We start from the raw sequence: 22,090 nt of genomic DNA, 5'->3' as shown, positions 1-22,090 counted from the left end.
TCTGCTTAAGTCTGAGTAAAACCTTAAGCTCAACTGCCGTTTAGTCTGTCGTAACGAAACGGCACGTGCTGAGACAAACAGTAATTTGGTTTGGTTTCATTGTGATGGCAATCACATCGTAACTATTTAGGAATAGTCCCGCGCTCAATTCGCACGCCAACCTGCGCTGCCTGAGCCACCGCGCCCGGTTTTGCTACCCTGATGCGCACGCCAGGTGAATTGAAACGGTTCATCAACAGATCCGCAATTTCTTCCGCTACGCGCTCCACCAACGCAAAACGCTGTCCCGTCAGATGCGACAGAATCGCTTCTGAGACATCGGCATAGCTCAGGCAGTCTTTCACATCGTCGCTGGCGGCGGCCTGACGGTTATCCCACGCCATTTCTACATCGATCACCAGCTTCTGCTGAATTCCCTGCTCCCAGTCGTAAACCCCTATCGTGGTGAAGACGGTGAGTTGTTCTATAAAGACGATATCCATGATGATGCTCTCTGTTTTTGGTCGCGCCGGATACCACTTCCGGCAGATTGTGCGTATTATCCATGGTAGACGTGATCAAAACGACCCCAAAGGAAACGGGACGGTGTTATGAGTGCTTTCGCGCTTGGTATGATTATTTTCGCGTATCTGTGCGGTTCAATTTCCAGTGCGATTCTGGTTTGCAAACTCGCCGGTTTACCCGATCCCCGCACCCACGGTTCAGGCAACCCGGGCGCAACCAACGTACTGCGTATCGGCGGCAAACTGGCGGCTGCGTCTGTGCTGGTGTTCGATATTGTGAAAGGTATGCTGCCCGTGTGGCTGGCCTATCTGTTTCATGTGCCCCCGCTGTATCTGGGCTTAACCGCCATTGCTGCCTGTCTGGGCCATATTTATCCGGTCTTTTTTCGCTTTCGTGGCGGGAAAGGCGTGGCGACGGCGTTTGGTGCAATCGCTCCCATTGGCTGGGACCTGACCGGACTCATGACGGGAACGTGGCTGCTGACCGTGCTGCTGAGCGGCTACTCATCGCTTGGCGCGATTGTCAGCGCGCTTATCGCGCCGTTTTATGTCTGGTGGTTTAAGCCACAGTTTACGTTTCCGGTTTCCATGCTCTCCTGCCTGATTTTACTGCGTCATCATGACAACATTCAGCGCCTGTGGCGCGGTCAGGAAAGCAAAATCTGGAAGCGAAAAAAGAAAAAGTAAGCGTAAAAAAAGCCGGTTAACCGGCTTTTTTGATCTCAGATGGCGGGCAGTTCCGACAAGGGCCAGCGCGGCCTGACGCTCACGCCCAGTTCTCCCCGCGTGCCGCCTTTAAGGCGCACCATGCCCGCGTAGGCAATCATGGCCCCGTTATCGGTACAAAATTCAGGACGGGCATAGAACACCTCACCGCCCCGCTTTTGCATCATCACGGCCATCTGTTCACGCAGGGTGCGGTTAGCGCTGACGCCGCCCGCAATGACCAGACGTTTAAAACCCGTGTGATCCAGCGCGCGTTTGCATTTAATCGCCAGCGTATCGACAACCGCATCTTCAAACGCCCGGGCGATATCGGCGCGGGTTTGCGCGTCATCGTCATTGCCACGAATGGTATTCGCGGCAAAGGTTTTCAGGCCTGAGAAACTAAAATCCAGCCCCGGACGATCCGTCATCGGGCGCGGGAAGGTGAACCGCCCGGCGGTGCCCTGCTGCGCCATTTTCGACAGCATCGGGCCGCCAGGATAATCCAGCCCCAGCAGTTTGGCGGTTTTATCGAAGGCTTCACCTGCAGCATCGTCAATCGACTCGCCCAGCAGTGTGTATTCGCCAATACCGGTGACGCTGATTAACTGCGTGTGACCGCCTGAAACCAGCAATGCGACAAACGGGAACGCGGGCGGATTCTCTTCCAGCATCGGTGCCAGCAGATGACCTTCCATATGGTGCACCGGCACCGCAGGTACCTTCCACGCAAAGGCCAGCGCGCGTCCAACCGTTGCGCCCACCAGCAACGCGCCCACCAGGCCCGGTCCGGCGGTATAGGCGACCGCATCAATTTGCTGCGGTGCCAGGTTGGCCTGCTTCAGGGCCGCCTGGATCAGCGGCACCGTTTTACGCACGTGATCGCGCGATGCCAGTTCCGGCACCACGCCGCCGTAATCGGCATGCAGTTTTACCTGGCTGTACAGCTGGTTAGCCACCAGGCCAGCCTCGTCATCATAGATTGCGATGCCAGTTTCATCGCACGATGTTTCAATACCCAGAATTCGCATTGCTTCACCTCATTCTTGCGGCGCGCAGTTTAGCATAGCCCTTGCACGAAAAGAGGATGCAATCCACGCAAAAAGTCATTTTCTGCTGCCTAAAGAGTGCGCTATACTCCCGCCCCTGGAAAAAACCGGCAGCCGCACAGGCAAACGCTCCTGTTGGTTCTAAATTATCCATGGTGCTTTACAAGCCGACGCGAGTTGGAGTAAAATGCTGCACCATTTTGAAATGTGCTGGCGCCGCAGTCAGCAGCAAAACCGAATTTTATTGAGGTGAGAGTTACATGCCGGTAATTAAAGTACGTGAAAACGAGCCGTTCGACGTAGCACTGCGTCGCTTTAAGCGTTCCTGCGAGAAAGCAGGCGTTCTGGCTGAAGTTCGTCGTCGTGAGTTCTATGAAAAACCAACGACCGAACGTAAGCGCGCTAAAGCATCTGCAGTTAAGCGTCATGCCAAAAAACTGGCTCGCGAAAACGCACGCCGCACTCGTCTGTACTAATTTCCCGGAGGTTCGCCTCCACAGCGTGATAAACGCAGACCGAGTCAAGTAAAAGGCCGTGCTTTCCGAAAGGAAGCGCGGCTTGTTGTCGTTTATGAGCTGAAAAAACGGGGCTTATGGCAGGACGTATTCCACGCGTATTTATCAATGACTTACTTGCCCGCACGGACATCGTGGAGTTAATCGATGCCCGCGTTAAGCTGAAAAAGCAGGGAAAAAATTATCATGCGTGTTGTCCTTTCCATAATGAGAAAACGCCCTCTTTTACCGTAAATGGCGAAAAGCAGTTTTATCACTGCTTTGGTTGCGGCGCTCACGGTAACGCAATCGACTTTCTGATGAACTATGATCGTCTTGAGTTTGTTGAAAGTATTGAAGAGTTAGCCACTTCCCATGGTTTAGACGTACCTTACGAAGCGGGCAATGGGCCAAGCCAGATGGAACGCCATCAGCGCCAGAGCCTGTACCAGCTGATGGAGAACCTGAACGGTTTTTATCAGCAGAGTTTGCAGCAGTCCAGCGCCCAGTCAGCACGCGACTATCTTGAACATCGTGGTCTGAGCGCCGACATCATCAACCATTTTTCGATTGGCTATGCGCCCGCCGGTTGGGACAACGTCCTGAAACGCTTCGGCAAGCAGCCTGAAGATCGTGAATCGTTGATGGAAGCGGGGATGCTGGTCAGTAACGACAAAGGCCGGGTTTATGACCGCTTTCGCGAGCGCGTGATGTTCCCGATTCGCGATAAGCGAGGCCGCGTCATCGGTTTTGGTGGCCGCGTGCTGGGTAATGATACGCCTAAGTATCTGAACTCACCGGAAACGCCAGTTTTTCATAAAGGCCGTCAGCTCTATGGCCTGTATGAAGCGTTAAAAAATCATCCTGAACCTAAACGCCTGTTAGTGGTGGAAGGCTATATGGATGTGGTTGCCCTGGCGCAATTCGGCGTGGATTACGCGGTTGCGTCACTGGGGACATCAACCACGGCTGAACATATTCAGCTGCTGTTTCGCAGCACGGACAACGTGATCTGCTGTTATGACGGCGATCGGGCTGGACGTGAGGCAGCATGGCGTGCACTTGAAACCGCATTGCCTTACATGAATGACGGTCGTCAACTACGCTTTATGTTTCTACCCGACGGCGAAGACCCGGATACGCTGGTTCGCCAGGAGGGTAAAGCCGCATTTGAGGCGAGGATGGAGCAGGCGATGCCGCTCTCTTCGTTTCTGTTCGACAGCCTGCTACCTCAGGTAGATTTGAGCTCTCGCGACGGTAAAGCACGTTTAAGTACGTTGGCGTTGCCGCTGATCACACAGATTCCCGGTGAAACACTGCGTATCTATATGCGTCAGGCGCTGGGTAACAAGTTAGGTATTCTGGATGACTCTCAGCTTGAAAAGCTGATGCCAAAGCAGGCCCCGGGCGGAAGCGCACCGGTCGCCCCACCGCTTAAACGCACCACAATGCGCGTTTTAGTGGCGCTGCTGATTCAGAATCCGCAGCTGGCAACCCTGGTGCCGTCACTGGACGGTCTTGCAGAGTCGAAAATTGCCGGTTTACCGTTATTTATTGAATTAGTGACGCGCTGTAATGAGAATCCTGGATTGACCACCGGTCAGCTACTAGAGTTATATCGCGGAACAAATTTTAGCCAGACGCTTGAAACACTGGCCGTCTGGAACCACATGATAGTGGATGAGGAAAGCGAGGCGGTATTTCAGGACTCCCTTGCCAGCGTTTATGACTCGGCGTTGGAAGAGCGACTGGAGTTCCTGATTGCGCGTGAACGTACGCACGGGCTCAGTACCGACGAGCGACGCGAGCTCTGGGCGCTGAGCCAGGCCTTCGCGAAAAAGTAACGCATTATCCGGCCTGCGGCTTCCCTTAACCGAAGCGGCAGGCTGAAAAATTGAAGGGCGAAGCACGTTTTGTTTCTGTTGGCGCGCAGTCACCGGCGCGTACTGATGTACGTGAGGATGACGAGCACTTGGCAGCGGCAAAAATGGCGAGTAAGCCAGCTTCCGCCCTCGGGCCGTCGGCGTCGAAGCAAGTTTTGTCGCTGAAAGCGCGCAGTCACCGGAGCGTACTGATGTACGTGAGGATGACGAGCACTTGGTAGCGGCAAAAATGGCGAGTAAGCCAGGCCCGACATAAAATTTGCGGCTTAAGTGCCGATTACTGATGGGCAAAGCCCAGGCCGCGACGAAGGCAGCGGCGAGAATAAATGCCTTCACTGTTATTGTTGGCACGCTGCCGACCAACACCAATCTAATTAACAGAAGTGTGGATACCGTCTTATGGAGCAAAACCCGCAGTCACAGCTCAAGCTTCTTGTCACCCGTGGTAAGGAGCAAGGCTATCTGACCTATGCTGAGGTCAATGACCATCTGCCGGAAGATATCGTCGACTCCGATCAGATCGAAGACATCATCCAGATGATTAACGACATGGGCATTCAGGTGGTTGAAGAAGCCCCGGACGCCGACGATCTGATGCTGAATGAAAACAGCTCCGATACTGACGAAGATGCCGCGGAAGCTGCCGCTCAGGTATTATCCAGCGTTGAATCTGAAATTGGCCGCACCACTGACCCGGTTCGCATGTACATGCGTGAAATGGGTACCGTTGAACTGCTGACCCGCGAAGGCGAAATCGACATCGCGAAGCGTATCGAAGACGGTATTAACCAGGTTCAGTGTTCCGTTGCTGAATACCCGGAAGCCATTACCTACCTGCTGGATCAGTACGATCGCGTTGAAGCAGGCGAGTCGCGCCTGTCAGATTTAATCACTGGCTTTGTTGATCCCAACGCTGAAGAAGACCTGGCACCGACCGCCACTCACGTGGGTTCTGAGCTGTCTGAAGCCGATCGTAATGACGACGAAGATGACGATGAAGAGAGCGATGACGACAGCTCTGACGACGATAACTCTATCGATCCAGAACTGGCGCGCGAGAAGTTCTCTGACCTTCGCACGCAGTACGAAACCACGCGTGACGTGATCAAAAGCAAAGGACGCAGCCATGCTGCCTCGGTTGCCGAGATCCAGAACCTGTCTGACGTCTTTAAGCAGTTCCGCCTGGTACCGAAGCAGTTCGACTACCTCGTGAACAACATGCGTGAAATGATGGAGCGTGTCCGTACTCAGGAACGTTTGATCATGAAGCTGTGTATTGAAGTGTGCAAAATGCCGAAGAAAAACTTCATTACGCTGTTCACCGGTAACGAGACTAACGAGAGCTGGTTCAAAGCCGCACTGGCCATGAACAAGCCGTGGTCTGAAAAACTGCTGGACGTGCAGGATGACGTGATGCGTTCTCTGCAGAAACTGGCCCAGATTGAAGAAGAAACCGGCCTGACCATCGAGCAGGTGAAAGACATCAACCGTCGTATGTCGATCGGTGAAGCGAAAGCCCGCCGCGCGAAGAAAGAGATGGTTGAAGCTAACCTGCGTCTGGTCATTTCCATCGCGAAGAAATACACCAACCGTGGTCTGCAGTTCCTGGATCTGATTCAGGAAGGTAACATCGGCCTGATGAAAGCGGTTGATAAGTTCGAATACCGTCGCGGCTATAAGTTCTCAACTTATGCCACATGGTGGATTCGTCAGGCGATTACCCGTTCTATCGCTGACCAGGCGCGTACCATCCGTATTCCGGTGCATATGATTGAGACCATCAACAAACTCAACCGTATCTCGCGCCAGATGCTGCAGGAGATGGGCCGCGAGCCGACGCCAGAAGAACTGGCTGAGCGCATGTTGATGCCTGAAGATAAGATCCGCAAGGTGCTGAAGATTGCCAAAGAGCCTATCTCTATGGAGACGCCGATTGGTGATGATGAAGATTCACATCTTGGTGATTTTATCGAAGACACCACGCTGGAGCTGCCGCTGGACTCTGCCACCTCTGAGAGCCTGCGTTCTGCGACCCATGACGTCCTGGCTGGCCTGACCGCACGCGAAGCCAAAGTGCTGCGCATGCGTTTCGGTATCGATATGAACACCGACCACACGTTAGAAGAAGTGGGCAAACAGTTTGACGTTACTCGTGAGCGTATCCGTCAGATTGAAGCGAAAGCCCTGCGTAAACTGCGCCATCCGAGCCGCTCGGAAGTGCTGCGCAGCTTCCTCGACGACTAAGTCAGCAAAACCCCGGTTCGCCGGGGTTTTTTATATCTGCCGCCCTGCCCTTTTCCCGCAAACCGCCAGCATTAAGGCCGCAGCTGTAGCGCCTCGTTCATCTGACGATATAGCGCCACCATCTCTTCCAGTGATGCCCGATTCAGTCCGCTGGGATTCGGCAGCACCCATACCTGGGTTTTCCCCATATATATGGGCTGCTCGCCCCACTCCACCTTGCTCTGCCGAAACGCGCGTTTAAACGCGTCTTTGCCCAGGATAGCCAGCGCAGCAGGCTGATAACGTAGCACCTTGTCCATCAGCCGCTGACCGCCATCCCGTAGCTCATCACCACCCAGTTCATTCGCCTGGATGGTCGGACGCTCGACCAGCATCGTAATACCGCAGCCGGTTTCCAGTAAACGCTGCTCCTCTTCCGGCTTCAGCTGTTGCTCGGTAAAACCTGCCAGATGAATCACCTTCCAGAAGCGGTTACCCGGATGCGCAAAATGATAGCCGGTGTGCGCCGTCGACTGACCGGGATTGATGCCGCAAAACAGCACGTTCAGGTCCGGTGCGATGATATCGGTGATGTTGTGTTCGCTCATGGGGCTCCTGGCTTTGCGCTGCGCCTTACAGTCGCTCACGCATCCTTATTCGTCATAATCTTGCCACTGATTAAAGCGCATTTGTCGGTTAACGTCCTGGCCTGAGTGGGCTTTTTTTATTGTTAAGCGGGGAAAGACATTTAAGGATAACAGCGTCAGTTGCACCGCCGCCCATCAGCCAGAGATTTTCGTCTGTTTTATCATAGTTATCAGCAAGTAAAACATTGCTGCTTATTTCAGCAACCAGCCGAACAACGCTGGATTGCCCCGGACAGATACTTTATAATCCCCGCTCCATTGGCCCCTTAGCTCAGTGGTTAGAGCAGGCGACTCATAATCGCTTGGTCGCTGGTTCAAACCCAGCAGGGGCCACCAAATAAAACAAGGAGTTAGATGAGAAATCGTCTGACTCCTTTTTCTTTGGATGCGATTCAGGTGATGTAGTGGGTGACGTAAGTAAGTGGCTGGGTGACGCAAGCAGCTTGGGTTTAAATGTCTGTCTGGATGTTTGCCAGAATCCTGATTTCCTGTTTTCGAAAAGCCTTACAGCCGTTCGATTCAATCATCAACACAGCCTTATCTGAACCATCCCAGGATTACAGGTCAAAAACAAGTTATGAGTTTCGACGATTCCATTCAGCAACTGCGCAAAGAACAGCTCGCGCACCAGTCAGATGCAGAACTCTTTATCAGTGTTAAGTCTCTTTTTGAACAGCTTAAACAACTTTACGCAGATCAAAGTTACAATGCCTTGTGTCTTCTGGCATTGAAAAAGTATCGAAGTGCAAAAGTGCAGCCATCACTTCACTGGTTTAGTGATGGACGTTGGAGCGACATTCCGCCAGTTGCCTTTTTTCAGCTTTTAGATAAACACGGCGCACCAAACATAGGTGCCCCTGATTACTATCCGAATGCTGAGGCAGCACTGCGAGCAGTGAGAGATGATGTCATGAATACTAATAAGCTGGCTGATTGTGGTTTTCTTCGTACAGAAATTACTGCTGCGCTTGGGATTACACTTGATACGGCAAGACCAGAAGAGCTGGCAAGTGAACAAGATAGCTCGGACATAAAAGCCGAAAACCTGGTACTTAAAGAAAAAATTGAGGCGCTGGAAAAACGTCTGGCTGCTCCTATAGAGAAAGCCGAAACTTATGCAGCTAAACGGGAAGAGTTTCTCATTGCTGTCATAGCCAGTTTGTACGATAAAAACAGGCTCACCTCTTCAAAAGATCTACTGCCAAAAGCGCCAGAGCTTTTGAGGTTGGTTGAAAGTAAGCTCCCGCTATTCTGGCCAGCGGAAGGGTGTTTTCCAATGAGTGAAGAGCAATGCCTGAAAAATCTTCGGGAAGCGATTAGCCTGCTTGAACGCGACGTGACTGATCTTCATCAGTTGCGGATTGAAAAGAGACAGATGCAAAAAACAAGAAAAATTAAGTCATCTTAATCAGCAGGATAACAAAGGTCACCAAGGTATCTTTCTAAGGTATCCACGACATAAACCCTCTCGGTTTTTAAGATACGTTTCATATTGATTCGCTACCGAGAAATTTAATATGAAACATATCAATTCTTTATCAACGACTGTCAGTCACCTTCCGGGCCCTCAACGTCTGATCCGTATATGTGAGATGCTTGATCTCCTGAATTGCAGCCGAACCACCCTTTACCGCTGGGTAATCAGCGGTGAGTTTCCTGCGCCAAAAAAACGTGCAGGCAGAACTATGGGCTGGACAGTCACACAGTATCAACAGTGGCTCGATAACTGCTGCTAAACCTCTAAGCAAGGCTGGAATTTCCAGCCTTTCTTTTTATCTGCTGATGCAACCATTTGAAACAACAAGCGCATCAAATCGTTATCAATCCGTGATACTGATACATCCGTAACCCTATGATAAACAGTAAAATTCGCAGTCTGGATTCAGCCCATCAGGAGCCGGTAATTAATAATATTACGCGCAGTACGGTTTATCCGGATATCCGGGCTAAAGGCGAGTTTCTGTATGACGATGTCCTCTGGCCAGTCATGCCTGAAGAGAGTCAGCAGGATGTGAAGATCATGAATTCTCTGTTCAAGGCAGTTGATAGAACTTATGCCAGTTGCTCTCGCTTTCTGGCAATCCGTTATGATTTTCATCTGCCTCAATACACGGCTGACAACCGCGTTATTACCCGCTTTCATCAGCTATTGATTCCTGCTTTAAGGAAGGAGTATCCCAAAAGCTTTGCTCGGGTATTTTGGGTAAGAGAACAGAATCAGGCACCAGCACAGCATTATCATTACCTGTTGATGGTTGATAGCAACTACGTGCGTCATCCTCTTAAAATTAACAACCTGGTGGAGAGCCGCTGGAAAATAGCAACGGGCGGAACGGTCTGGTTTCCAAAGCATGGTTACTACTTAATTCGAAAGAACAATGCTGAGGCTATGACCGCATTGTTACTGCGGGTGAGTTACTTTGCTAAGCGGCACTCTAAGGAAGGAATTGCTAAAGACATCGCGCGTTCCGGAACCCGGCATTACCCGTATTTGAAAAAAGAAAAACATACTAAAACTGCACGATTACGTACTCAGATTGCCCATTTTGATCGGGCACAAGCGCATTGCCCTCTTCCCGGAAAGCTGGATTCGCTTTTCACTCCCGTAGAGCACTCTGCTGGTAAGCTTACGGCACTAACTTTGTCAGATAGCCAACAATTGGATAAGGCTGCCTCACTGCCAATGAAGGCGCTTAGACGAGCGCTGCAGCGTTTTAGCATGCTTAATCGTCGCCTGCCTGACGGTCATAGCGTCGTGGCTGGCATTAAACTGAGCCCTCACTGGCACCGTCATTTTGAGCGCTACTACCGCTATTACTGGCCATGCAATATCAGCGTTTCACAGTATTGCTGCTGGTATTACCTTAATCCGTCCACCGCAAGCCGCTATTTGTGTAACTACCCGGCTAATCTGGTTAATCCATGGTTGTTAGCGTGCTGGCTGTAAATATTTTGAAAGTTGATAACGATGGAAAACAAAACAAGCAGAAACGCTAAAATTTCGCTGCCCCACTCACTTAATCGTAAGATGAAGACTTATGTAGGCGGCATTGATTGGCTAACCGGTTATGAAATTGTGCCGCTGACTGATGAACAGCGGCTGCAAAGAAAGCAGCATCTGCATGCTCTGCCTGCAACGCTGGATGAGTTGTTTGCGCGTTTCCTGCAGCCTGCCATAGAGTTCGACGTGCATTACAAGGACTACAACTTCTGGAGCGATACGTGGCGCATCCAGTGGGCTTACCACAAACAAAATTATCGTCGTGAAGCGATTATGAATGGCATAACGCAGCAGCAATATGCAGAAGTGCATAAGCTTCCCAAACGTGTGATGTACAGCAATCTGCATAAATGCGGAGGTGCAGCGATCCGTGTGCTGTTTTGGGTTTATCATCGTCGGCAGTTCCACCAGCAACAGCGACTTACGGTTCAGGAATACATTTCTGAGCATCAGCTTCCTCAACGCACAGCGTATCGTCAGTTGTCGCGACAGCCAATGAGTAATATCTGGGCTCAGCATTTTGATAACTATTACAGTGATGCGTGGCTGAGGCATTGTAACGTCAGAGAATATGCAGATTTCTACGGTTTGAACGTCACCACTGCCCGCCAGTATCTGTTTAACTTTCCCATTGGGCTTTTTGACCCAATGGTGATTAAGCCCTGGATATGATTTTTCAAGACATCGCTGAAGAATATGATCATGAACTCTGATCACTGGATAATGATCAAAACCGTCAAACGGTAAACAACGCAATGATCAAAATTTGAAAGCCTACAATCATTTTTTGTATATAAAACAAGCATGTCTTGACTGGAGTGGGAAAGAGACACACCTTGTGTTTTAACTTAGTGAACCGCTCTGAAAATCAGCGGCAGTTAGCACTACAGGCGCTTGATGATGAAATGCCCGGCTTTGCATGCGACTGTGCGTCTGCATAAGGCAGTAAGCTGCTGATTGAGGAAAACTCTTAGGCGAAGCTCACAGACCTACTGCCCGTTGATTAAAACTTTATGATGTCAGTGATTCCTTGCAAATTTCCACTATGCGCTCTCAGAAGGTGTACCCTGTTGCAAGTCCGCTTTGTGCCAAAGTCGGACGTTCGGCTTATTGTTTTTAAGATTTTCTCAGTGTGACTTAATTTATGTTTTCTGAATCGCCACGAGTAATCCAGACGACTGCCGAGTCGTAGCGCAGGTTATCGCCAACTCTACGGCTGGCTTATGGGCGCTTTTTATGCCTAATCGGCTAAAGTCGAGGGCAAGAAGCGTGCACTGCTATCGGCTTAGCACGTTAGTTTTGAAAGCAGGACATGCACACCTCAACCAGCAAGACGGTTAAATAAGCTGGTATTTCTGATGCAAGATCTTGCTCTTTGCCCTCATTAGCCTCATTCAGGACGTTGTGCGGTTATTTTATAACCAAGATTTTCAAACGTTGTAATCAGCCGCTGAATAGAGCCGATACTCCATTGGTTGGTAATCAGCACCGTCTCACCAGAGATGAGCTCAATGGGCGCCTCATGAAAACGCTTTCGTCGTGACAGAGTGACGTCTGATTCCAACTTTATAAGACTGCGATGAACATCCTTTCCAAAGATCGATATAACAGAGTTTATATTCTCCGGTTCATTCTCCGCTATCCAGTCGCTTATAAGCTCAAAAGCCAAGTTACGCTTGTTATATGTCGCGCCTCTAAAAACAAATTTAGAATAATCTTTCTCAGCATTTTCATTTGCCTTCATGGCTTCTATTTCTTTGCGCTTTTGTCGAACAAGAAAATCTTTTGCCTCTGGCAACGGGATTATTTGTTCAAAATTCACCAGCAGTTTGTCGAGATGAAGATATGGACTTAGCCTGAAACAGCTGATATTAAGACCATTATTGTTAAGCCACAGGACTGTGTTTGTGACCTCTTTAGAGAAATCAGCTGATATTAAAACAATCCGCACCTGCGTATTAAAATCAGCAATTTCGCTTTCTTCTCTCTCACAGAAATTGAGGATTTCATTCTCTGCATTTTTTTCGACACCTTCTTTATCGAGATATTTTTGATAGCACTCAGCAGCTTCATGAAACGTCATTTGCGAAACCATAGCAGCATACCTTACTGCCTGAAGCTCCATATGGGCGCCCTGCTCATCACGTTTGAGCTCAATGACGACCAGATTGAAATTTTTATCGATGCAGAGCAAATCGATCCTGCGCTGACTGTCCTCCCAGTTATTAAACTCTTCCTGAATGACCATGCAGTCAGGAACGAAATGGCTTATCTTTCTGGCTAAGGCCGACTGGATATCTCTGCGTTCAAGAATGGATTCGCGCGCAAACGTCGTTTTCGACACTGCCCGAAACTCCTGCTCTTCTAAAGTGAACAACCCCATACATTCTCCATGTAAGACATTTAAAAATTAATGTAATAAGCTCTTTGCCATCTTCAAGGCATCATTTGAAAACGTATCCGGGCAAGGCACGTCACAATCGCTCGTGCCCAATTCAGTTTTGCAACGTCAGTAACATCGCAAAGCAACGTAATCCACGCTGAGCCGGTGCCGCGCTGTTATTCATGCGCTGCCTCTTAAACCCAGCGTAAAATGGGCCGGGTTGCCGTCCCACAGAGCTCAGCGGAGCTCACGCTCAAAGTTATCCAGTAACGTCATCCGCTTTGCCAGATCCGAAAGCAATTCAGATTTAGGGGTTTCCTGCGGGACATGGCAGGAAAAGAAACCCAAAATTCTTCCGTTGGCTTCTTCCTCATACTCTTCCTCACTTCCCTCGATGTTGAGCATCGCGATCGCTCTTTCACGCATCTGCTCATTTTCAAGATCGCAGGCGTAAGTGATCACTTCAAACCATTCATCCACCGTTCCGTTCAGATACAGAACCACATCTGAAGGTGAGAACCAGTGGGAACATTTAAAGCGCAGTACCGGAAAGCCAGACCAGTTAGTCAGACGGGCTTTGATCTCATAGCCCTTGTCGCTGAAATGTTCAGTAAGGTAACGCTGGCATTCTCCGGACAACGTTTTAATGACGGTTTTCTTGAGCTCTTCTATTTCTGCAATGCGATGGAGATTAGTCAGAACAAACGCTTCGGTTTCAGTTGTAACAGCAGGGTGGCTCACAAGTAACTCCAGATGCAGGACATACTCACGCAGTATGACCAGCCATTTGTTTAATGATGAAGCCATATAGGCTTCCCCGATCCGCGAAGACAATGCACCGGTAAGCTGCCGGTAACTGACCCCAACCCAGCCCTCAGGCGCACAACCGTTGGGTGATAACACCACGCAAAGGGGCGTTTTGCCCTGATACGCTTCCTGTTGAAGGCACGTGAGGTAATCATCAAAGGGATTATTCTGCAGATGCCAGACCTTGTTCTCGATGATCATTACCCAGTCTTCACCCTCAAGCAGGATGTCGATCCGGTTCCCTCTTCCAGTGCTGACTTCACGCTGAGGCGGTGCGGACAGTTGGGCGTTGAACGTGTTTGCCAGCCCCATGCAGCTGAACAGCGCCTCTGCCGCCAGTGGCCCCAGCCCGTGACCACCGTCAGGATCGAGAAAGAAGGCAAGCACATCGCTGACAGGATTTTCATAGTGCCCGCGGGCACCTGAGGAAAAAATATTCGCTTCCGTTTTACGTGGCTGGGGAAGGCTTTTCATCTGATTCAGCAACGCTTCCAGCGCTAAAATGTCCATTTTTTCTCCCGAAGCTTAGTCGTTCACGCGCGTGTATTCCGCATCAATCGCTTCCGCATCCGCACGCCAGCGGGCAAAGAGTGACTGTTGCTCCTGAATCGCCTGCATTGCGCGTTCAAGGCTCGCCATTTCATCCTGCATCAGTGCGAAACCTGTAAAATAATCGCGTGCGAATTCACTTCCTCCCAGCACACTAATTAATCCATCGCGTTGCTGGTTAAAGTTCGAAATCATGGAGTCGATCATTTTTTTGAACTCCGCCTCACGCTTTGCCTGGCTGTAGGTATCCCACAATTCCAGCGCCACGCCGGCGAACACCAGCGCCCCGTTCAGGCCTTTAGCAAATTTAATGGCTCCCCAAGGTTTAAACTTCAGCAATTTTCCCAGTTCTAACCCGGCCATTTTACCAACGGACACCACCCCATCACGAGCGGCAATCACGGTTGCACTGTTAATTAAGTTGCTCTTAACGACATAATTCAGACCCTGCTTGCCCATCGCCGCCATATTGCCGTTGTAGTGATTGATTTCAGCGCTGTAGCCCAGATGCATCTTCTGGATGGCATTGTTTACGGACTGCACGCGGCGGGCGAACTCGTTGTCCAGGCGGGTATCAATGATGATGCCTTGCTCACCGATTTCGCTCTCGAAAAACTCCATATAGGTTTCGAGACTTAGGCCCCGGGCGCGAAGTATCAAATCTTTAAAGTAGTCGAGTACAAAGTTATTGAGACTGATGCGCGCTTCCGCGATATCGCGCTGCATGGTCAGCAGCTCTTTGCTGAGCCGGACATGAATGGATGAGAGATCTTCTACTTCCTGTCGGATACGCACATCATTCGCGATGGCTTCCGGCAGCTTCCGGGTCAGGATATCCCTGATAACACTCTTTTTCGTTTCTTCACTCAGCGCCAGTGCTCCCCCGCTTTTTTCTATCTTGTCGCTCGTCGCGTCCTGCAGTTCACTGATATGAGACAGCGCACGGAATTTTTCCGGGTTATCCAGCCAGTATTCGGTCCCCATATCAAAAGGGTTAGCCGCGACGGCGACAATATTTAGCGCATCATGTTCCAGGGAAGTGAGCGCGATCAGGTCGTCCAAACGCGCACGCACGTTCTGGCGCTTCACCTCTACGTTGGCGGCGTAATCGTCCTCATCCTCCACGTCCGCTACTTCATCGAAGCGGCTGAGAACGAACACCGTACGTTCAAGCAGGTTCAGGGTACGGAAGAGCCATTCAAGGTCGGCCTTATGGCTCTCTTTTATCGGATTGGTGGAGTTCATGACATAGAGGATCAAATGCGCCTCACTGATGTACTTTTTGGTCATGTCCTTGTATTTTTCGACAGCCCGGGTGTCTTCGTTGAACTGTTCTTTGAAGCCAAACAACCCGGGCGTGTCAATCAGGACAAAGTCCGATCCCACGTCGTACACTTTGACTTCGTTGGAAGATTCCTGATGGCTGATATTCATGCTCGCTTTATCGAGACGCCCCATCCAGGCGGCAGCTATTGAGGTTTTCCCTTCGGAGAACCCTCCAATCAGCGCGATTTTTAATTTCCCGTTCGCGGCATTCTCTTTGGCCGCTTCAATTTTATTGATGAGCTGCACATCGACCGGGACGCCGACCTTCTCACCCTGCTCAAGAAAGGCGGTGAGTTCATCCAGAATGTGAACATTGCGGGACTGCTGCGCTTTAAAAACATCCAGCGTTTTTTCCATTACTTCGCTCCAGAAAAATCAATTTCAGTGGATAAAAGGCGTAATCCGGCCGCGGCCTGGATCAGGATCTCATTGATGCCCGAAACCTGTTTCACAGGCTCCTCCAGCATGTCTTTAATCTCAGCGATTTTCTCTTGCAGCTCCGGGAAGGCTTTTTGAATGCCGTCGACAATGGCGTCGTTCATGTGGGCAGCCACGTTGCTGAGATTTTTGTCAGCGGACTGCTTCTGCTGAGACATTTTGTAACTGGAGCTGATCATGCTGCGCAGGGCTTTGTAGGCCGCAAATGCCAGATTCGCCAGCGCCGGGCCGAGGACAAGCCACCCGGCGGGGTTCCAGAAAAGTAGCGCGCCGCCCGCGAGTGTCGCCAGAAGTCCCGTGACGTTGATGCCGTTATCGATATCAATCGTGAGGGGAATATTACTGCTGAATCTGTGCGTCTGGAGGCGTGAAAAGGTATTGAGGATCCCGCGAGCGTGCTGCTGAAACTGCGCAACAATGTCACTGATCTCTGACTGAAAGCGCTCAAGTTCGGCTTTAAGTATCCCTGGAAGAGACTTTTCAAGCGAAGCGTGCTCTAGGCTAATCATGGCCTCCAGCTCACTTTTAAAGCGATCGTTACTGATATCACCGTCAATCACTTTATAGATACGCTCGCGCGCATGATTGCGGAAACGACTAACGCTCTCCTCCGCGCGGTCAATCAGACGCTGGCGCAGTGATTTCAGTGCGTGATCAAGCTGCTTGTGTGCGCTGTTTTTGTCCTCATTAAGCTGCCAGACAAGTTTTGCGTAGGTGTCTGACTGCAGCACGCTCACCTGTGCGGCAATGTCATCCAGCACAACGCGGGTTTTCTGTATGTTCGATTGGGCAATTTTTGACTTGCTGTCGGCGACAAGCTGTTGTGTCAGTACGCGCGCAAGCGCTGAAACGCCCGTTTTTTCGAGCAATTCTTCCGGGGTAAAGGCTTTCAGGAACTTATCGCGACTCTTCGCGTTGGGCCCACCGGGGACCAGGTGTTCGGCCAGACTGAGAAAAGCAGGCATGGCGCTGACAACCAGCGTTTGACGATAGTTTTTACCCAACTGCTCGCGCATTTTGTCGTCCAGATCCTGAATACTGTGCGCTTCATCCTCATTAACGAGGGGTCTTCCAAGCGCCATAGCATTCGTTACACGCTTATTGAACAACGTCCAGACTTCAGTCTGCGCATTGAGATGTGACCTGATTTTCTCCAGTGTGCCGGGATTATCCTCATCACCTTTCTGCGGCGCCGTGGCTTTACTGGTGACATAAAAAACGGCGTGCGCTTTCTCGACCGCGCGCTGTATCTGCTCGCGCACCTTGCTCTCCTTACCTTCAATACCGGGTACGTCCAGCAGGGCAAAGCGCTGACCGCACGACTCAAAAGGATAGAGAGTGGCGTCCAAGGTGAAATCGGACATACCCGTGCCGATGATTTCACCGTCCGCCAGTGCGTTCAGTTCGGCAAACTTTTCATCCATCCGCGCGCGCTGCTTCAGCATCGTCTGCCGTTGTGCATCACAGTCCGCTTTCTGCACGGCAAACGATTGTGTTTCCTGATGAATTTCTGCCTCTAATGCCTGCTGCTTCTGTTTCACCTGACGCCACTGCTTTTGTTCTTGAGATAAGATCCAAAGAGCCAGTAGCCGGCGTATTGCTGACCAGCGCGTCTTCTGATCCTCAATCAACGTACTCAGCCGCGACAATTCTTTATCGAGTTCAGCTTCGCGATCTGAGTAGCGGCCTCGCACCTCCGCCAGGGCCTGACTTAGAGAGGCTGCTAATGCTTCGTTTTCTTTTAAAGCCCGATCAGCGTTTTCAAGCGCCTCTGGTGAGAGATCGTGTTGCTGCTGAAACTGGCGAAACGCTGCCTGCCGGGTGAGCTTTGTATTCTCTTGGAGCAGGATGCGCAGTGCCTCAATGACCGTTGATTTTCCCGCATTCGTCTCCCCGTAAAAGGCGATGGTAAACGTCTCCCATTCAGCATTAGAACGCAGGCTGTCAATTGCCTCGTTCAGGCGCGTCTGGAAACTCTCAAGTTGAAGGCGGGCATTGCTGTTGGCTTTCTGTAAGGCAGGGTCGTTTACAGGCAGGGTCAGGTTGTCGAGAATTCGTTCTACTTCCTGCGAGATTTTTTTATAGACCTGCGTAGAGGTCTCACTGGCAACAGACATGCAGCATCCTTTTGAATTGATCCATTTGGCGCGGCTGTAATACGCAGCGCGGGCAGTAACCGCTCAGGTAAAACTTCTAACCGCAGCCCTCCGCGTCACCCAGAGCCTAAAGTTGTTGACTGGTTCAGGCGCGCCGATCATATACACAGCACTCATCGTTGAATCGGCAGAATGAGAAATTCCTTTAATGAAAACGAGGCAAAAAGTCATTTAATCGGGCAAGAGAAATGATGACCTGCTCCCCGTTGATTAATACACCGCGATGTTAGTAATGTCTTCATAAGCCACATGAGGACATCCCCATGAAGAAGCGTTTTTTCGACGAACAGATCATCAGTATTCTCCGCGAGGCTGAAGCCGGCGTTTCTGCCCGGGAACTCTGCCGTAAGCACGCCATTTCCGACGCCACGTTTTATACCTGACGTAAGAAGTATGGCGGGATGGAGGTGCCTGAGGTTAAGCGCCTGAAGTCACTTGAGGAAGAGAACGCCAGACTCAAGAAGCTGCTCGCCGAGGCCATGCTGGATAAGGAGGCGCTTCAGGTGGCTCTTGGGCGAAAGTACTGACGACAGACCAGAAGCACGAAGTCGTGGTGTTGATGTGTGATGCGACCGGTCTGTCGCAACGTCGTGCCTGCAGACTCACAGGTTTGTCCCTGTCGACCTGCCGCTATGACGCTCAGCGTCCGGCGGCTGATGCCCATTTATCAGGGCGCATTACTGAACTGGCACTGGAGCGCAGGCGTTTTGGCTACCGCCGCATATGGCAGTTGCTGCGCCGTGAAGGGCTTCTGGTTAATCACAAGCGCGTGTACCGCCTTTATCATCTGAACGGGCTGGGCGTTAAACGCAGACGTCGTCGTAAAGGGCTGGCAACAGAGCGTCTGCCACTGCTCCGCCCGGCGGCGCCCAACATGACCTGGTCGATGGATTTCGTCATGGATGCGCTGGCTACTGGTCGCAGGATCAAGTGCCTTACCTGCGTCGATGACTTCACAAAGGAATGCCTGACGGTCACTGTTGCCTTCGGGATTTCAGGCGTGCAGGTCACGCGTATTCTGGACGACATCGCGCTGTTTCGTGGCTATTCGGCAACGATAAGAACCGATCAGAGCCCGGAATTTACCTGCCGTGCGCTCGATCAGTGGGCTTTTGAGCATGGCGTAGAACTGCGACTTTTCCAGCCGGGTAAGCCAACACAGAACGGATTTATTGAGAGTTTTAACGGACGCATTCGGGATGAATGCCTGAATGAGCACTGGTTCAGCGATATTCTTCATGCCCGGAGAATCATTAATGACTGGCGGCAGGACTATAACGAATCCAGACCTCATTCATCGCTGAATTACCAGACGCCGCTTGAATTTGCAGCATACTGGCGAAACGGGAAACATGAAGAAAAATCAACCGACATTACTAACTGAGGGTTGTATCTAATACTGGAGGCAGGTCACCAAGCCAATTATCTTGAAAAAAGACGTGAGAAGTCACAACGGCATGCAGATTATTTAGCCCTCTAAAATGAGGGCTAATATTTATCTTGCGATATAATCTTTAAAGCTGATTATACTATCTCCATCATCTCTAAATGGATTGTTTACTACTGAGCAATATGCTTCTGACTTAGTCTTATAATTATCCCCTGGCATAAAATCCACACCATATTGTTTCATAATATCGAAGCATGGGTCATCGTACGGATTTTCACCCCTATTTTTCAAAAATCTTTGATAGAACAATAACCAATATCGGTCAATATCATATTCATAGTCTAGATCCAATATAGATTGAACGAATTCACTGACTTTATGCTCATAAGAACCAGTAGAGTCTAAGATACAAATACTTAGGCAATCACCTACTTTAAAGATTTCTTCTATGACATCATCATTTACGCCAACATCATACGTGATACAAAAAAACAACATCCACGCCATACCATCAGAGTATTTATTCTCGGCGCACATTTTAATTATCTCATTGAATTTTATCTTATATTCATCGCCATCATCAAGATAAACATGCTCACTTATCACTCCGAGATAAGGGATTAAAATAGGATAATGCCAGCTCAAATTGATCAGATAATCATACAGCTTGGATACATTGAATTCGTCTACATGATAGATTATTAATGATATAGCATACTTTAGTATACTCCCACCACCACTCTGACGATTTAACTGCACTGCATAATCCAAGAAATTAATTATTTCAGATGAACTAAGAAAATTAAGCTCCTTATCTTTAAATCTTTTTTTTGTTGGGGAGTTAACATTTACCGAAGAAACCCAATCATCATTTAATGTCCCAGGCAATGATGTGATTTTTGTTTTGTGCAAATTTAATGAAAGCTTGTATTTTGAAAGCTCGACTCCAAGCCTGTGTAGAAACTCTTTTGCCTCATCATGAGTTTTACAGTAGCAGGTGTAGTCATCAATATACCGCCTAAAAATGAAGCCTTTTTCACCTAAAGACTTATCTACGGCACTGAGTATTATTTCGCAAACGATACTTGAGGTTGCGGGTCCGATTGGAATACCATGGGTCTCATTCCTTTTAGCCTGCCGTTGGAAATAATCGAGCTGATCACTCCAATGCTTCTCAGAATTTTTAGGAGTATTATTCAGGGCCAATTTAGCTGCATTAGTCCCCAATACTGCCCACGGAATCGAATGAGAATAAATGTTAGTGAAACAGCCAGATATATCTGCATTAACCTTAAACCTCCTACCAAAGCCGTCATTCAGCTCCCTTACTGTCTTAGTTTCAGCATCTTCATAATTCATTATGATCAATCGACCATCAGCATGAATGTCTGGTTTAATCATGCTAAATTCATTTTCTTTAATGAATTTAATATCATCCCAGTTATCATGAATATGCTTTGCTAAGTTAGAATAAGCTCTTGGATGAATTAAAGATAATGTGCGCGGGAAGTTATTATATCTCGTTGAATAATACTCAACGCAATCATACCCTTGCAGTTTTCTCCTAGGTGGCTTATTTGAAACAATCAACTCTGCAATTTCTGGTGTAAATGTTCTTGATGAGAAACATGGTGGTATTTCTCCAGTTGAACCCTTCTGATTAGGAAAATAATTATGCCTTAAGAGAGCCTCATACAAATGTCTTTTATCATCAAGATAGAACATTACAACTCCAATGAAATTTTGAAGAAAAACTATCGATAATCCAATTACTGGTTGAGAATGATTCTCTATAACTAACTTTTTTATATACAACCTTACATTGATATTGCAATCACTTTTTCATAAAGTAAATAAAAAGTTCCTGATCTTGCTGTGGGTAAGCACCTAAAAAAATGAAATCTTTTCGTTTAATGAGTTCAATACTTTTCAAGAGTTCTATTCTCGGCTGTTAAATCAATTTCTATTAACCCCTTTCGTGCGCGCTCGTCCCCCCGCCACGCCTGCCCGCTTTATCGGGTGGTTTTCATGCAGGTGCATGAATGACCCTAGACCGTGTCGCTTCTGGCCTGAACACATAAAATCAGGGTGCATTTATTCGTGCGTTTTCATGCAGCATAGGCATGCACTCACGCAAATTAAGGCCAGCCAGAGGGAATTAAAAACCCGGCGTGAGAGCCGGGAAGTTGTGATTGCTGAATCTCAAACGGGAATGTTCTGCCGGTTTGAAAGCCTGCTGACAGAGCCATAGCGGTTCAGCGTCTGCGGCCGCCGCCACGCGCGGCCACTGGCCCGCATCTTACCCGCGCTGGGCCTGAAGGTGATGAAAAACTGCGATATGCCCTATCCGGTGGCCGTTATAGTGCATCAGCCGATTAACTACACGCCAGAACAGAAAGCGATTATCTGGGACAGGTATAAGCAAGGTGATTCCATGTATGACATCTGAATCGCTACGGGTTTAACAAAAAGCACCAAGCTGCATATTTGACTTAGCAAGGTTAAAGATCTCACCGCGCTGATTTTGTTGTCTAAA

17 protein-coding genes, 1 tRNA gene and 1 pseudogene are annotated in these 22,090 nt (G+C 49.4%); 11 read left to right on the top strand and 8 right to left on the bottom strand.

The genetic code is table 11. From position 1 onward, the window contains the following. Positions 1-122: 122 nt before the first annotated feature. Entirely contained in the window at positions 123-482 is a 360-nt protein-coding gene (gene folB / locus QLG08_RS05975; protein WP_013027255.1) for a bifunctional dihydroneopterin aldolase/7,8-dihydroneopterin epimerase, read from the bottom strand. A 108-nt stretch (positions 483-590) separates the two neighbouring features. Between folB and plsY the strand changes: the two genes are divergently transcribed. Further along, on the top strand, positions 591-1,190 hold the full coding sequence (gene plsY / locus QLG08_RS05970) for a glycerol-3-phosphate 1-O-acyltransferase PlsY (RefSeq protein ID WP_013027256.1): 600 nt from the start codon (positions 591-593) through the stop codon (positions 1,188-1,190). A 35-nt stretch (positions 1,191-1,225) separates the two neighbouring features. Here plsY and tsaD read toward each other — a convergent pair whose 3' ends face one another. Then, positions 1,226-2,239: a tRNA (adenosine(37)-N6)-threonylcarbamoyltransferase complex transferase subunit TsaD gene (gene tsaD, locus QLG08_RS05965; protein ID WP_013027257.1), complete on the bottom strand. Its 1,014-nt coding sequence runs from the start codon at positions 2,237-2,239 to the stop codon at positions 1,226-1,228. A 278-nt stretch (positions 2,240-2,517) separates the two neighbouring features. Between tsaD and rpsU the strand changes: the two genes are divergently transcribed. The 3 genes from rpsU (at position 2,518) to rpoD (ending at position 6,878) form a co-directional block, all read left to right on the top strand. Beyond that, positions 2,518-2,733, top strand: coding sequence for a 30S ribosomal protein S21 (rpsU, locus tag QLG08_RS05960; RefSeq protein WP_001144069.1), 216 nt, complete (start codon positions 2,518-2,520; stop codon positions 2,731-2,733). A 116-nt stretch (positions 2,734-2,849) separates the two neighbouring features. Beyond that, positions 2,850-4,595, top strand: a complete 1,746-nt coding sequence (dnaG, locus tag QLG08_RS05955) for a DNA primase (RefSeq protein ID WP_029570674.1) — start codon at positions 2,850-2,852, stop codon at positions 4,593-4,595. Positions 4,596-5,033: 438 nt separating this feature from the next. Beyond that, entirely contained in the window at positions 5,034-6,878 is a 1,845-nt protein-coding gene (gene rpoD / locus QLG08_RS05950) for an RNA polymerase sigma factor RpoD (RefSeq protein ID WP_013027259.1), read from the top strand. A gap of 71 nt (positions 6,879-6,949) precedes the next feature. Here rpoD and mug read toward each other — a convergent pair whose 3' ends face one another. Further along, positions 6,950-7,465: a G/U mismatch-specific DNA glycosylase gene (mug, locus tag QLG08_RS05945; RefSeq protein WP_128391738.1), complete on the bottom strand. Its 516-nt coding sequence runs from the start codon at positions 7,463-7,465 to the stop codon at positions 6,950-6,952. Between the two features lie 299 nt (positions 7,466-7,764). Here mug and QLG08_RS05940 point away from each other — a divergent pair. The 5 genes from QLG08_RS05940 to QLG08_RS05920 all read left to right on the top strand — a co-directional run bounded on the left by QLG08_RS05940 (position 7,765) and on the right by QLG08_RS05920 (position 11,177). Next, a tRNA-Ile gene (locus QLG08_RS05940) sits at positions 7,765-7,840 on the top strand. Between the two features lie 241 nt (positions 7,841-8,081). Beyond that, on the top strand, positions 8,082-8,912 hold the full coding sequence (locus QLG08_RS05935) for a hypothetical protein (RefSeq protein ID WP_028723592.1): 831 nt from the start codon (positions 8,082-8,084) through the stop codon (positions 8,910-8,912). Between the two features lie 109 nt (positions 8,913-9,021). Then, the gene (locus QLG08_RS05930) at positions 9,022-9,240 is read left to right on the top strand and encodes a helix-turn-helix domain-containing protein (RefSeq protein ID WP_071994876.1); all 219 of its coding nucleotides are present in this window, start codon (positions 9,022-9,024) and stop codon (positions 9,238-9,240) included. A gap of 116 nt (positions 9,241-9,356) precedes the next feature. Beyond that, complete coding sequence (locus QLG08_RS05925; RefSeq protein ID WP_282472838.1) at positions 9,357-10,451, top strand: inovirus-type Gp2 protein; 1,095 nt, start codon at positions 9,357-9,359, stop codon at positions 10,449-10,451. An 81-nt stretch (positions 10,452-10,532) separates the two neighbouring features. Next, on the top strand, positions 10,533-11,177 hold the full coding sequence (locus tag QLG08_RS05920) for a hypothetical protein (protein WP_155301446.1): 645 nt from the start codon (positions 10,533-10,535) through the stop codon (positions 11,175-11,177). A 718-nt stretch (positions 11,178-11,895) separates the two neighbouring features. Here QLG08_RS05920 and QLG08_RS05915 read toward each other — a convergent pair. The 4 genes from QLG08_RS05915 to QLG08_RS05900 form a co-directional block, all read right to left on the bottom strand. Further along, entirely contained in the window at positions 11,896-12,888 is a 993-nt protein-coding gene (locus QLG08_RS05915; RefSeq protein WP_028723595.1) for a hypothetical protein, read from the bottom strand. A gap of 237 nt (positions 12,889-13,125) precedes the next feature. Continuing rightward, positions 13,126-14,205, bottom strand: a complete 1,080-nt coding sequence (locus tag QLG08_RS05910; RefSeq protein WP_028723596.1) for a PD-(D/E)XK nuclease family protein — start codon at positions 14,203-14,205, stop codon at positions 13,126-13,128. Positions 14,206-14,220: 15 nt separating this feature from the next. Then, entirely contained in the window at positions 14,221-15,927 is a 1,707-nt protein-coding gene (locus tag QLG08_RS05905; RefSeq protein WP_028723597.1) for a LeoA/HP0731 family dynamin-like GTPase, read from the bottom strand. Next, positions 15,927-18,125, bottom strand: coding sequence for a dynamin family protein (locus QLG08_RS05900; RefSeq protein ID WP_028723598.1), 2,199 nt, complete (start codon positions 18,123-18,125; stop codon positions 15,927-15,929). The genes QLG08_RS05905 and QLG08_RS05900 overlap by 1 nt, the downstream gene beginning before the upstream one ends. Before the next feature lie 302 nt (positions 18,126-18,427). Between QLG08_RS05900 and QLG08_RS05895 the strand changes: the two are divergent. After that, positions 18,428-19,548: pseudogene (locus QLG08_RS05895) on the top strand (IS3 family transposase). A gap of 111 nt (positions 19,549-19,659) precedes the next feature. On the opposite strand, the gene drt4 reads toward QLG08_RS05895, so the two are convergent. Further along, entirely contained in the window at positions 19,660-21,279 is a 1,620-nt protein-coding gene (gene drt4, locus QLG08_RS05890; protein ID WP_282472837.1) for an antiviral reverse transcriptase Drt4, read from the bottom strand. A gap of 598 nt (positions 21,280-21,877) precedes the next feature. Here drt4 and QLG08_RS05885 point away from each other — a divergent pair. Further along, the gene (locus QLG08_RS05885; RefSeq protein ID WP_264272088.1) at positions 21,878-22,003 is read left to right on the top strand and encodes a hypothetical protein; all 126 of its coding nucleotides are present in this window, start codon (positions 21,878-21,880) and stop codon (positions 22,001-22,003) included. Positions 22,004-22,090: the final 87 nt, after the last annotated feature.

Origin of the sequence: Pantoea sp. V106_11, from assembly GCF_029967885.1 — a bacterium.
In the GTDB taxonomy this organism is placed as follows: Bacteria; Pseudomonadota; Gammaproteobacteria; order Enterobacterales; family Enterobacteriaceae; genus Pantoea; species Pantoea ananatis.
Note: the sequence above shows the minus strand (reverse complement) of the source record. Positions and strands in the feature narration are given on the sequence as shown.